The organism is Paraburkholderia sp. J41, assembly GCF_905220235.1.
GTDB lineage: Bacteria > Pseudomonadota > Gammaproteobacteria > Burkholderiales > Burkholderiaceae > Paraburkholderia.
The window spans coordinates 1-12,448 of the sequence record NZ_CAJMZE010000044.1; the positions used below are offsets into that span (position 1 = coordinate 1).

General features: G+C 65.5%; 12 protein-coding genes. 7 read left to right on the plus strand and 5 right to left on the minus strand.

From position 1 onward, the window contains the following. The first annotated feature begins 115 nt into the window (after positions 1-115). A complete protein-coding gene (locus U5805_RS28345; RefSeq protein WP_322106828.1) occupies positions 116-1,246 on the plus strand; it encodes a Fic family protein in 1,131 nt (376 codons plus the stop codon). Between the two features lie 60 nt (positions 1,247-1,306). On the opposite strand, the gene U5805_RS28350 is transcribed toward U5805_RS28345, so the two are convergent. From U5805_RS28350 to U5805_RS28370, 5 genes are all read right to left on the minus strand, one after another. Further along, a complete protein-coding gene (locus U5805_RS28350) occupies positions 1,307-2,086 on the minus strand; it encodes a peptidylprolyl isomerase (RefSeq protein WP_322106829.1) in 780 nt (259 codons plus the stop codon). A 111-nt stretch (positions 2,087-2,197) separates the two neighbouring features. Then, positions 2,198-2,506: a BolA family protein gene (locus U5805_RS28355; protein WP_322106830.1), complete on the minus strand. Its 309-nt coding sequence runs from the start codon at positions 2,504-2,506 to the stop codon at positions 2,198-2,200. Continuing rightward, a complete protein-coding gene (locus U5805_RS28360; protein ID WP_322106831.1) occupies positions 2,503-3,036 on the minus strand; it encodes a septation protein A in 534 nt (177 codons plus the stop codon). Before U5805_RS28360 ends, U5805_RS28355 begins: the two co-directional genes overlap by 4 nt. 118 nt (positions 3,037-3,154) lie before the next feature. Then, positions 3,155-3,574, minus strand: coding sequence for a peptide-methionine (R)-S-oxide reductase MsrB (gene msrB / locus U5805_RS28365; RefSeq protein WP_322106832.1), 420 nt, complete (start codon positions 3,572-3,574; stop codon positions 3,155-3,157). A 53-nt stretch (positions 3,575-3,627) separates the two neighbouring features. Beyond that, positions 3,628-5,250 (minus strand): protein adenylyltransferase SelO, encoded by a 1,623-nt coding sequence (locus U5805_RS28370; RefSeq protein WP_322106833.1) that lies wholly within the window; start codon positions 5,248-5,250, stop codon positions 3,628-3,630. A gap of 134 nt (positions 5,251-5,384) precedes the next feature. On the opposite strand from U5805_RS28370, the gene U5805_RS28375 reads away from it, so the two are divergent. The 6 genes from U5805_RS28375 to U5805_RS28400 all read left to right on the plus strand — a co-directional run bounded on the left by U5805_RS28375 (position 5,385) and on the right by U5805_RS28400 (position 12,396). Next, positions 5,385-7,100 carry a 3-(methylthio)propionyl-CoA ligase gene (locus tag U5805_RS28375; RefSeq protein ID WP_322106834.1) on the plus strand — a complete coding sequence of 572 codons (1,716 nt, stop codon included), beginning with the start codon at positions 5,385-5,387 and terminating at the stop codon, positions 7,098-7,100. 273 nt (positions 7,101-7,373) lie between these two features. After that, the gene (locus U5805_RS28380; RefSeq protein ID WP_322106867.1) at positions 7,374-9,476 is read left to right on the plus strand and encodes a 3-hydroxyacyl-CoA dehydrogenase NAD-binding domain-containing protein; all 2,103 of its coding nucleotides are present in this window, start codon (positions 7,374-7,376) and stop codon (positions 9,474-9,476) included. Between the two features lie 24 nt (positions 9,477-9,500). Beyond that, positions 9,501-10,136: a bifunctional nicotinamidase/pyrazinamidase gene (gene pncA / locus U5805_RS28385; RefSeq protein ID WP_322106835.1), complete on the plus strand. Its 636-nt coding sequence runs from the start codon at positions 9,501-9,503 to the stop codon at positions 10,134-10,136. Between the two features lie 112 nt (positions 10,137-10,248). Continuing rightward, positions 10,249-11,427: an acetyl-CoA C-acyltransferase gene (locus tag U5805_RS28390; protein WP_322106836.1), complete on the plus strand. Its 1,179-nt coding sequence runs from the start codon at positions 10,249-10,251 to the stop codon at positions 11,425-11,427. A gap of 142 nt (positions 11,428-11,569) precedes the next feature. After that, positions 11,570-11,872 (plus strand): Dabb family protein, encoded by a 303-nt coding sequence (locus U5805_RS28395; protein WP_322106837.1) that lies wholly within the window; start codon positions 11,570-11,572, stop codon positions 11,870-11,872. Positions 11,873-11,880: 8 nt separating this feature from the next. Further along, positions 11,881-12,396, plus strand: coding sequence for a PaaI family thioesterase (locus tag U5805_RS28400; protein WP_322106838.1), 516 nt, complete (start codon positions 11,881-11,883; stop codon positions 12,394-12,396). Positions 12,397-12,448: the final 52 nt, after the last annotated feature.

Consider the following 12,448-nt stretch of genomic DNA (forward strand, 5'->3'; position numbering starts at 1 on the left):
ACCCCGGTCGGTTGACCGGGGTTTTTTATTGCGCGCGGCGAATCGCGCGCGTATTCACCGCATTTAATGCGGCGAATACATTGCGCCTGCGGCGAATCCGCGTCATAATCGCCGCATGAATCGCGGCGAATACACTTATCTCTGGGAAGCGGGCGACTGGCCGGCGTGGCGCTACGACCTCGCGCAACTGGCCGAACCGCTGGCCGAGGCGAGCCGCGCCCAAGGCGTGCTGATGGGGCGTCTTGCCGATGCGGGCATGGCGTTGCGCGACGAGGCAAGTCTCGCGGCGCTCACGGAAGATGTCCTCAAGACCAGCGAGATCGAGGGCGAGCATCTGAACGTCGCCTCGGTGCGCTCGTCGATCGCGCGGCGTCTGGGCGTCGACATCGGTGCGCTCGCGCCGGTGGATCGCCACGTGGAAGGCGTCGTGGCCATGGTGATCGACGCCACGTCGAACAGCGCCGCGCCGCTTACGCGCGAGCGCCTGTTCGGCTGGCACGCGGCCTTGTTTCCGACTGGCTATTCGGGGCTCGCGCGCATCGAAGTGGGGGCATGGCGCAACGACGCGAGCGGCCCGATGCAGGTCGTATCCGGGCCGATCGGGCGCCAGCGCGTGCATTACGAAGCGCCGCCGGCGCACCGTCTGGAAGCCGAAATGCGGCGTTTTCTCGACTGGGTCAACGCGCCGTCGAGCGAGCCGCCGTTGATCCGCGCCGGCCTCGCGCACCTGTGGTTCGTGACGATCCACCCGTTCGACGACGGCAACGGCCGCGTGGCGCGCGCCATCGGCGATTTGCTGCTCGCGCGGGCGGACCGCAGTTCGCAGCGCTTCTACAGCCTTTCGGCGCAAATTCAGCGCGAGCGCAAGGCGTACTACGAGATCCTCGAACGCACGCAAAAAACGTCGATGGACGTCACGCCGTGGCTCGTGTGGTTTCTCGCCACGCTGCGCCGCGCGGTGGACGAAGCGCAACTCACGCTCGACGCCGTGCTTGCCAAGGCGCGCTTCTGGCAGCGCTGGGCCAGCACGCCGTTCAACGAGCGCCAGGCGAAACTGCTCAACAAGCTGCTCGACGGTTTCGACGGCAAGCTCAACAGCGGCAAATGGGCCGCCGTCGCCAAATGTTCGTCGGACACGGCGCTGCGCGACATCAACGACCTGGTAGCGCGCGGCGTGTTGCGGCGGGCGCCGGGCGGCGGGCGCAGCACGAACTACGAGTTGAACGAAGCGCCGCCGCAACGGTGAAGCGCAAATGAAAAGCCCCGCAAAAGCGGGGCTTTTTCAATCGCACGGCGAAAAACCGCGTTACTGGATCTTCGCTTGCTTGCGCAGGTTTTCCTCGAACGCTTGCAGCTTTTCCTGCTGAATCTGCTGAACGATCTGCGGGCGCACCTGTTCGAGCGGCGGCGGCGTGACCGGGCGAATGTCGTCCACGCGGATGATGTGCCAGCCGAACTGCGTATGCACCGGCGTGTCGGTCATCTGGCCTTTTTGCAGATGCGTGGCCGCGTTGGCGAATTCCGGCACATAAGCCTTCGGGTCCGACCAGTCGAGGTCGCCGCCGTTCTTGGCCGAGCCGGGGTCCTTCGAGAACTGCTTCGCGAGGTCTTCGAAGCTCGCGCCCGCCTTGATCTTCGCGATCAGGTCTTTGGCCTGCTGCTCGTTGTCGACGAGGATGTGATGCAGGTGATATTCGTTGCCGCCCGCGTCCTTCGTCAGCGCGTCGTAGCGCGCCTTGACTTCGGCATCGCTCGGCTGGTTCTTCTTCACGAAGTTTTCGATCAGCGCGCGCAGCACGACGGTCTGCTGCGCCACGGCGACTTGCGCCTTCACGTCGGGGCGATTCGGAATGCCTTCGCGCGCCGCTTCCTGCATGAGGATTTCGCGATTCACGAGTTCTTCGCGCACTGCCATCTGCAACTGCGGCGAATCCTGCTGGCCTTGATGCACGAGCTGCTCGACGAGTGCGTCGGCGCGCGCTTTGGGAATCGGCGTGCCGTTCACGACGGCAATGTTCTGCGCAAACGCGGGAGCCGCCGCGCAAGCAGCCAGCAACACCCAGAGACGGGTTTTCTTCAAGGTCATCGAAAAAGTCCTAACTGAACAAGCGAAACTAGCGGGAACGAAAGGAGCCAAAGGAGCCGGGCGAAAAGAAGCCACGAAACCGGCGCGAAAGTGACGGGAAAAGCGGCAAGATCAGCGCCGCGCTGCGGCTTCTTCGGGCGTGAGCGCCGTGATCGCGAGCGCGTGAATGCCGCGCTGCATGGCTTCGGCCAGCGCATCATACACCATGCGATGCCTTGCCACGCGGGCTTTCCCCGCGAATGCGGCTGCCACGATCGTGACACTGAAATGACCGCCGGCCGCGGCGCCGGCATGACCGGCGTGCTGCGCGCTGTCGTCGCTGACGGTGAGCGACTGCACGGGCGCGAGCGCGGCGGCGAGGCGCGTTTCGATGAGCGCGACGCGTTCGGTGGGGCTTGCGTTGAGAAAGACGTCGCTCATTCTTCTTCCTTCATGTAACGCGAAAGCCACAGGCTCTGGCCGACGATGAACACCACGAGAATGCCCGTCGCGCCGAACAGCTTGAAGTCGACCCATGCGTCGGTCGAGAAGTGGAACGCCACGAACAGATTGAGGATGCCGAGCAACGCAAAGAAGATCGACCACACGAAATTGAGCTGCGTCCAGATGCGCGCGGGCAGCGTGATCTGCTTGCCCATCATCGCGGCGATGAGGTTCTTGCCGAACGCCACCTGAGAGACCAGCAGCACGATCGAGAACGCCCAGTAGAGCACCGTGGGCTTCCACTTGATGAAGGTTTCGTCGTGCAGCATCAGCGTGGCGCCGCCGAACACCACGACGATGCCGAGCGAGAGCCACAGCATCGGGTCGACCTTGCGGTGACGGAAGGCCACCCAGGCGATCTGCACCAGCGTGGCGACGATCGCCACGGCCGTCGCGGTGAAGATGCCCCACACCTTGAACGCGACGAAGAAGAGGATGATCGGAAACAGATCAAACAGAAATTTCATTATCGGCCTGGAAGTTGACGAAAGCGCCGCAAAAAAAGGGCGCGACGCGCGGCTTGCGGCGTCGCGCCGGGTCGGGCGCGGCGGCGGCTTCGCGTTGGCGAGCCGCCCATTGCCCGGCTTACCTGGGCTCGAATTGTAACGCAGCCGAATTGATGCAATACCGAAGTCCGGTCGGGGCCGGACCGTCCTCGAACACGTGGCCCAGGTGCGCGCCGCAGTGCTTGCAGCGCACTTCGATGCGCAGCATGCCGTGCGAGCGGTCGGTTTTCTCCTCGATCACTTCGCCGTTGATGGGGCGGAAATAGCTCGGCCAGCCGCAACCGGCGTCGAACTTCGTGTCCGACTCGAACAGCGGCGTGCCGCAGCACACGCAGTCGTAAACGCCGCGATCGAAGTGATCCCAGTATTTGCCCGTGAAGGCGCGCTCGGTGGCCGCGTGGCGCGTGACCTGGTATTGCGTCTCGTCGAGCTTGTCGCGCCATTCGGCGTCGGACTGGTGGCCGGGGTAGGCGGCGGAGTTGTGGTCGTCCTGGCTCATGTCGGGTTCCTTGGCTGGGAAAACTGCGGAAGACTTGCTATATGGGGCCGCGCTCACGAAGAACAACTGACTTCGAGCGCGCCGGCCCACTCGGGCGGCAGCGCCGCGTACGAGGCGTGCTCGGGCTGCTCGTCGAACGGGTGCGCGAGCACCTTCGCCAGCCGTTCGACCTCGCTGAAATCCTTTTGTGCGGCGCGCTCGATGGCCGTTTGCGCAAGATGATTGCGCAGCACGAATCTCGGATTCACGCGATTCATGGCCTCGGCGCGCGCGGCGTCGTCGCGGTTTTCGTGCGCGAGGCGCGCGCGATAGTCGACGGCCCATGCATCGAAGGCGGCGCGATCGAGAAAGAGATCGCGCACCGGCGCGTCGGCGCTCGCGTCGTGCGGCGCGCGCTTCGACAGGCGCGCGAGATTGCGGAACGTGAGCGTGAAATCGGCGCGATTGGCGTGCATGATTTCGAACAGCTTGTTCGCGAGCGCGTCGTCGCCTTCGTGCGCCTGTTCGAGACCGAGCTTCGCGCGCAGGCGCGCTTCGAGCGCGGGCGCGAAGTGCTCCTTGAAGCGTTCGAGCGATGCCTGCGCGTCGGCGACCGCGCGTTCGCCAAGCTTCTTTTCGTCGGCGATGCCGTGGTGCGCGCCGAACAGCGGCACCAGCGCCTGGGCAAGGCAGAAGAGGTTCCAGTAGCCGATCTGCGGCTGCCTGCGGTACGCGTAGCGGCCCTGCGAATCCGAGTGATTGCAGATGTGATTGGCGTCGAAGCCGTCGATGAAACCGAACGGGCCGTAGTCGATCGTGAGACCGAGGATCGACATGTTGTCGGTGTTCATCACGCCGTGGCAGAACCCCACGGCCTGCCAGTCCACCATCAGCGCCGCCGTGGTGCGCACGGCTTCGTCGAGCAGCGCGAGATAGGGATCGTCGGCGTCGCGCAGATGCGGATAAAAACGCGCGATGACGTGATCGGCGAGCGCGCGCAGCGCTTCCACGTTGTCCTGCGCATAGTAATGCTCGAAATGGCCGAAACGCACGAAGCTCGGCGCCACGCGCGTGACCACGGCCGCCGTTTCGAGTTCTTCGCGGCGCACGGGCTGGCCGGAGCCGGTCACGGCGAGCGCGCGCGTGGTCGGAATGCCCAGGTGATGCATCGCTTCGGAGCAGAGGAATTCGCGGATCGACGAGCGCAGCACCGCGCGGCCGTCGCCCATGCGCGAATACGGCGTGCGGCCCGCGCCCTTGAGCTGGACTTCGTTGCGCACGCCTTCATGTTCGATCTCGCCGAGCACGAGCGCGCGGCCGTCGCCGAGCTGGCCTGCCCATACGCCGAACTGGTGCCCCGAATAGACCGATGCGTACGACATCGTCGAAGGCGAGCGCTCGCGCGTGAAATTACCGCTGAAGAACGCGGCGAAAGCGGGGTCGGCGGCGGCATGCGCGTCCAGGCCGAGCTGCGCGGCCACTGGCTGCGAAACGCCCACGAGATAGGGCGCGGGCAACGGCGTGCCGGGCAGGCGCGTGTAGAAACGCGTGCCGAGCGCCGCGAACGCATGCTCGCGCGGCGCGATCAGCGCGCGCTCGAAATCGGCGATCGGACCGCCCGCGGGCAGCCGTGCTTCGTTGGGGGAAGCGGCGGCCGAGCCGCCGGACGAATCGGTGGAGCCTGGTGAAAACGACATATTGAGGGCCTTTTGATTAGTCGATATTGTAAATCCGCGCCCGCCGGCGTGCTGGAGAGGGCTTGGCCGGCGCAAGGGCTTGTGAAGGCATCGAACGCTTTCGGCGCCTTCCGTCACAAAGGAGAACGCCGCCGATGAGTGCGCCGCTGCTGGGTCAAATGATGGATGTGCCGCTGACGATCTCGTCGTTGATTGCGCATGCCGCGCGCCACCACGCTCACACCGAGATCGTTTCGCGCCGCGTGGAAGGCGATATTCATCGCTACACGTGGCGCGACTGTGAAACGCGCTCGAAGCAGCTCGCGCAGGCGCTCATGGCGCTGGGTGTCACTACCGGGGAACGTGTCGGCACGCTCGCGTGGAACGGTTATCGCCACGTCGAGGCGTATTTCGGCGTGACCGGTTTCGGCGCCGTGTGCCACACCATCAATCCGCGGCTCTTTCCCGAGCAGATCGCGTGGATCGTCAATCATGCCGACGACCGCTACGTGCTGTTCGACACGACTTTCGCGCCGCTCGTCGACGCGCTCGCGCCGCAGTGTCCGCACGTGCTCGGCTGGATCGCGCTCTGCGACGAAGCGCATCGCCCGCAAATGCGCACCGAAGCGCTCTGCTACGAAACGCTGCTCGCCGCCCAGGACGGGCGCTGCGCGTGGCCCGAACTCGACGAGAAGCAGGCGTCGAATCTCTGCTACACATCGGGCACCACCGGCAATCCGAAGGGCGCGCTTTACACGCACCGGTCGCAGGTGCTGCACGCCTACGCGGCCGCGCTGCCCGACGCGATGGCGCTCTGCGCGCGCGACGCCATCCTGCCCGTCGTGCCGATGTTCCATGTGAACGCGTGGGGCATTCCGCACGCCGCGCCGCTCACGGGCACGAAGCTCGTGCTGCCCGGCAAGGATCTCGACGGCAAGTCGCTCTACGAACTCATGGAAGCCGAACGCGTGACGGCCTCGGCCGGCGTGCCCACCGTCTGGCTCGGCCTGCTCGCGTACATGCGCGAGGCGGGCGTGCGGTTTTCGACGCTCGAACGCACCGTGATCGGCGGTTCGGCGTGCCCGCCGGCGATGCTGCGCGCGTTCGAGGACGACTACGGCGTGCAGGTGATTCACGCGTGGGGCATGACGGAGATGTCGCCGCTCGGCACGCTTTCGAAGCTGAACTGGGAACAATCGCAGCGGCCGCCCGAAGCGCGGCGCGCGCTGCTCGAAAAGCAGGGCCGCGTGATTTTCGGCGTGGACATGAAGATCGTCGGCGACGACGGGCGCGAATTGCCGTGGGACGGCGTGGCGTTCGGCGATCTTTACGTGCGCGGACCGTGGGTCATCGAGCGCTATTATCGGCAGGAGGGCGCGGCGCCGCTGCTGGACGGCTGGTTCCCGACCGGCGACGTGGCCACCATCGACCCCGACGGCTTTCTGAACATCACCGACCGCAGCAAGGACGTGATCAAGTCGGGCGGCGAGTGGATCAGCTCGATCGAGCTGGAGAATATTGCCGTGGCGCATCCGGCCGTGGCGGAAGCCGCGTGCATTGCGTGCGCGCACCCGCGCTGGACCGAGCGGCCGCTCATCGTCGCGGTAAAAAAGCCGGGCGCCGAGGTCACGCGCGAGGCGTTGCTCGCGTTCTTCGAGGGCAAGGTGGCGAAGTGGTGGCTGCCCGACGATGTGGCGTTCGTCGATGAATTGCCGCACACGGCCACGGGCAAGCTGCAAAAGCTCAAGCTGCGCGAGCAATTCCGCGCGCACGTGCTGCCGGGCACGCTCGCGGCGGAGGGCTGTCCGTTCGACGAGGCGCAGTCAAACACGCAGGAACATGCCGAAAAACCGCTCGCGCAGCGCGAGTAGGCGGCAAACCGACCAGGCACGAACCAGGCGCGAATAGCTCTCCCCGGTGGCGCGAACCTCGCGCACCGAATCGCACCGAATCGCTCGACGCAGCCTGCGGCTGCGTTTTTTTTGCCTGCGATTCCGTGCGCTCGGTACAAACCCCGAGCGCGCAGTGCAGCATTGAAATTGAACGAACGTTCTTTTTTATGTATCCTGCCGTCTGACGGGGAATGTCGGACAATGAAGCCGGCAACGCACACCGCGGCCCGCAAGCATGGAGGCATGCCCAAAATGGCAGACACGGCAGCAGATTCGGCAGTGAATTACACGACTCGCGACGGCGTCGCCGTTATCACGCTCAACAATCCGCCCGTGAACGGTCTGGGGCACGCCACGCGCGCCGGCATCGTCGAAAGCCTCGCGCGCGCCAACGCCGACGCGAACGTGCGCGCCATCGTCATCACGGGCGCGGGCAAGGCGTTCTCGGGCGGCGCCGACATCACCGAATTCAACACGCCGAAGGCGACCCAGGAGCCTACGCTCCACACCGTCATTCGCGAAGTGGAGCACAGCGCGAAGCCGGTCGTGGCCGCGATTCACAGCGTGGCGATGGGCGGCGGCCTCGAACTCGCGCTTGGCGCGCACTATCGCGTCGCCGCGCCCGGCGCGCAAATCGCGCTGCCCGAAGTGAAGCTCGGCCTTCTGCCGGGCGCGGGCGGCACGCAGCGTTTGCCGCGCGCGATTGGCCTTGAAGCGGCGCTCAACATGATCGTGACGGGCACGCCCGTCATGAGCGAAAAGCTCGCGAATTCCGGGCTTTTCGATGCGATGGCGCAGGGCGATCTGCTCGAGGAATCCATCGCTTTCGCGCGCAAGGTTGCCGACCAGGCCGGCCCGCCTCCGCTCGTGCGCAATCGCAAGATCGAGCATCCGAACGCCGAGGGCTTTCTTCAGTTTTCGCGCAACACCGTTGCCGCAATGGCAAAGCATTATCCCGCGCCGGTGAAGTGCGTCGATGCGATCGCGGCGGGCGTGAAGGAAGGCTTCGACAAAGGTCTGGCCTTCGAGCGCGACTGTTTCGTGGAACTCGTGCAAACGCCGGAAAGCCGCGCGCTGCGTCACGCATTTTTCGGCGAGCGCGCCGCGAGCAAGATTCCCGACGTGCCGCCGGGCACGCCCACGCGCGAGATCGAGACCGTGGCCGTGATCGGCGCGGGCACGATGGGCGGCGGCATCACCATGAACTTTCTCAACGCGGGCGTGCCCGTCACGCTGCTGGAAACGAAACAGGAAGCGCTCGATCGCGGCCTCGCGACGATCCGCAAAAACTACGAGGCGCAAGTCAAAAAAGGCAAGCTCACCGACGAAAAACTCGCGGCGCGCATGGCGCTGATTCGCCCGACGCTGTCCTATGACGATCTCGGGCAGGCCGATCTCGTCATCGAAGCCGTGTTCGAGGAACTCGGCGTGAAAGAGCAGGTGTTCAGGCGTCTCGACGAAGTGGCGAAGCCCGGCGCTATCCTCGCGTCGAACACGTCGACGCTCGACGTCGACAAGATAGCGGCCTTCACCCAACGTCCGCAAGACGTGGTGGGCCTGCATTTCTTTAGTCCTGCTAACGTCATGAAGCTGCTCGAAGTCGTGCGCGGCAAGCAAACGGCGAAAGACGTGCTCGCAACCGTCATGCAGGTCGCGAAGAAAATTCGCAAGACCGCCGTGGTTTCCGGCGTGTGCGACGGTTTCATCGGCAATCGCATGGTCGAGCAGTACATTCGCCAGGCGCTCTATCTGCTCGAAGAAGGCGCGCTGCCCGCGCAGGTCGATCGCGCGATCGAGAAATTCGGCTTTGCGATGGGGCCGTTTCGCATGAGCGATCTCGCGGGCAACGACATCGGTTGGGCAATTCGCAAACGCCGTTATCAGGAGCAGCCGGACCTCAAGTATTCGAAAATCGCCGATCGTTTGTGCGAGCAAGGCCGCTTCGGTCAGAAGACCGGCGGCGGCTGGTACGACTACCAGGCAGGCGAGCGCAAGGCGCTGCCTTCGAAGCTCGTCGACGAGATGATCGTGGCGTATTCGCAGGAAATCGGCGTCACGCGCCGCAAGATCGGCGATGAGGAAATTGTCGAGCGCCTCGTGTTCGCGCTCGCCAACGAAGGCGCGAAGATTCTGGAAGAAGGCATTGCCTCGAAGGCCTCGGACATCGACATGGTGTATCTCACCGGCTACGGTTTCCCGCTGTGGCGCGGCGGCCCCATGCTTTACGCCGATACCGTGGGCCTCTACAACGTCGAACGCGCGATGCGCCGCTACGCGCGGCAACCCAACGGCGACGCGTGGCAAATCGCGCCTTCGATCGTCGCGCTGGCCTCGCAGGGCGGTTCGTTCAACTAAGCATTTTTCATCGGACTACGCATCATGAGAAGCGCAAGCGACGTGCTCCTGCTCATCGACCTGCAATACGACTTCATGCCGGGCGGCGCGCTTGCCGTCGCGCAAGGCGACGAAGTCGTGCCGGTCGCGAACCGGCTCGCGCGCGAGTTCAGCCACGTGGTGTTCACGCAGGACTGGCACCCGCCGCAGCATGTTTCGTTCGCCGCGCAGCATGCGGGGCGCGCGCCGTTCGAGACGATTGCGCTGCCTTACGGCGAGCAAGTGCTCTGGCCCGCGCACTGCGTGCAAGGCACCGAAGGCGCGGCGCTGCATCGCGGTCTCGACGTGCCGCATGCGCGCGCCGTGATCCGCAAGGGCCATCACGTCGACGTCGACAGCTATTCGGCATTTCTCGAAGCCGACCGCACGACGCCGACCGGCCTCGCCGGCTATCTGCGCGACGTGGGCGCGAAACGCGTCTATTGCTGCGGTCTCGCCACCGATTATTGCGTCGCGTGGTCGGCGCTCGACGCGCGCGCCGCCGGATTCGAAACCGTGCTGATCGAGGACGCCTCGCGCGCCATCGATCTGAACGGTTCGCTCGCGGCCGCCTGGGAACAATTGCAGGCTGCGGGCGTAAAGCGCGCGCAATCCGCCGACGTGCTCGACGGCCGTGCCTGATCGGTTCGGTAGTCGGTAGTCGATAGTCGCTCGCCGCGCGCTCGACGAGCGTCCGGCAACCACCAACATTCATGACCGCGCGCGCATACCGCGCAGGCCCCGAGGAGACAGCATGACCGACGCCGTAATCGTATCCACCGCCCGCACGGGCCTTGCCAAATCGTGGAAGGGCGCATTCAACATGACGCACGGCGCCACGCTCGGCGGCCACGTCACGCACGCCGCCGTCGAGCGCGCGAATCTCGACCCGGCGCGCGTGGAGGACGTCATCATGGGCTGCGCGAATCCCGAAGGCGCGACGGGCGGCAACATCGCGCGCCAGATCGCCTTGCGCGCGGGTTTGCCGGTGAGCGTGCCCGGCATGACGGTGAACCGCTTCTGTTCTTCTGGACTCCAGACGATTGCGCTCGCGGCACAACGCGTGATCGCCGGGGAAGGCGACGTGTTCGTGGCGGGCGGCGTGGAATCGATCTCGTGCGTGCAGAACGAGATGAACCGCCACATGATGATCGAAGGCTGGCTTGGCCGGCACAAGCCCGAGATTTACTGGAGCATGCTGCAAACCGCCGAGAACGTCGCGAAGCGCTACGAAATCTCGAAGGCGCGTCAGGACGAATATGGCGTGCAGTCGCAGCAGCGCGCCGCGGCGGCGCAGGCGGCCGGTCTCTTCAACGAGGAAATCGTGCCGATGACGGTGCTCGCCGGCGTGGCCGACAAAGCCACGGGCCAGCTCGTCACGAAGGAAGTGACGATAGCCGCCGACGAAGGCATTCGCGCCGACACCACGCTCGAAGGCGTGTCGAAGATTCGCACGGCGTTGCCCGGCGGCGTGATTACGGCGGGCAATGCGAGCCAGTTCTCGGACGGCGCGAGCGCGTGCGTCGTGATGAACGCGAAAGTCGCCGAGCGCGAAGGGCTGCAACCGCTCGGCATTTTCCGCGGCTTCGCGGTGGCCGGTTGCGAGCCCGACGAAATGGGCATCGGCCCGGTGTTCGCCGTGCCGAAGCTGCTCAGGCAAGCCGGCCTCAAGGTCGAGGACATCGGCCTGTGGGAACTCAACGAGGCGTTCGCCGTGCAGGTGCTCTACTGCCGCGACAAGCTCGGCATTCCCGCCGAGCGCCTCAACGTGAACGGCGGCGCGATCGCAGTGGGGCATCCGTATGGCGTTTCGGGCGCGCGCCTCACCGGCCATGCGCTCATCGAAGGCAAGCGGCGCGGCGCGAAGTTCGTCGTCGTGACGATGTGCATCGGCGGCGGGCAGGGCGCGGCGGGTCTGTTCGAAATTGCCTGAAACGGTCGGCCGGGCGTGGGCAGGAGTGCGGGCGCGGGCGCGGCTTCATGCCCGTGACGCTGCGGTTATCATGACGGCTTGCGGCGCGGGGCGATCGCACGATTCGCCGCGCCGTCCTCATGCAGACTGAAAAGGGGATGTCGTGATTCGTCATATTGTGATGTGGAAGCTCAAGGATTCGGCCGAGGGCGCGTCGCGCGAGGAAAACGTCGCGCGGTTCAAGACCTTGCTCGAAGGTTGCCGCGATCTCGTGCCGGGCACGCTGCATCTCGAAGTGGGCGTGGCGGGCGAAGGTCTCGATTCCAACTGCGACCTCGTGCTCGTTTCCGATTTCGCCGATAAGGCCGCGCTCGACGCGTACCAGGTGCATCCGGGCCATCTGGTCGTGAAGCAGTTCGCGAAGCGCGTCGTCGAAACGCGTCAGTGCGTGGATTACGCGGTGTGACGCGCGCCATGAACAAGCCGACCCACGACCCCGCGCAGACGCCGCCAACGCCGCCGACCTCGCCGACGCCGCAAGCCATCATCGAAAGTCCGTTCGTCGATCACCTGGGCGCGCAGCTCGTGAGCGCGCGCGACGGCGCGAGCGAAGTCGTGCTGCCGCTCGCCGAACGGCATCTGAATACATGGGACGTCGCGCACGGCGGCGTGACCATGACGCTGTGCGATGTCGCGCTCGCCATGGCCGCGCGCAGCGTTGCCGCCGACGGCGTGGGCGTCGTCACCGTCGAAATGAAAGTGAACTTCATGCAGCCGGGGCGCGGCGAATTGCGCGCCACCGGCCGCGTGCTGCATCGCTCGACCACCATGGCCTATTGCGAAGGCGAGATTCGCGACAGCGAAGGCCATTTCGTTGCGAAGGCGCTCGGCACCTTCAAGTACATGCGCCGGCTCGCCGTGGGCCGCGACGTGACCCGCCAGCGTTTGCGCAGCGATCCCAACGCACGGCCGGGACCGAGCGACGGCTGATCCTTCAACCGCCCATTTATCGCGCGGTGCGCCGCGCATCCCTTACGCATCA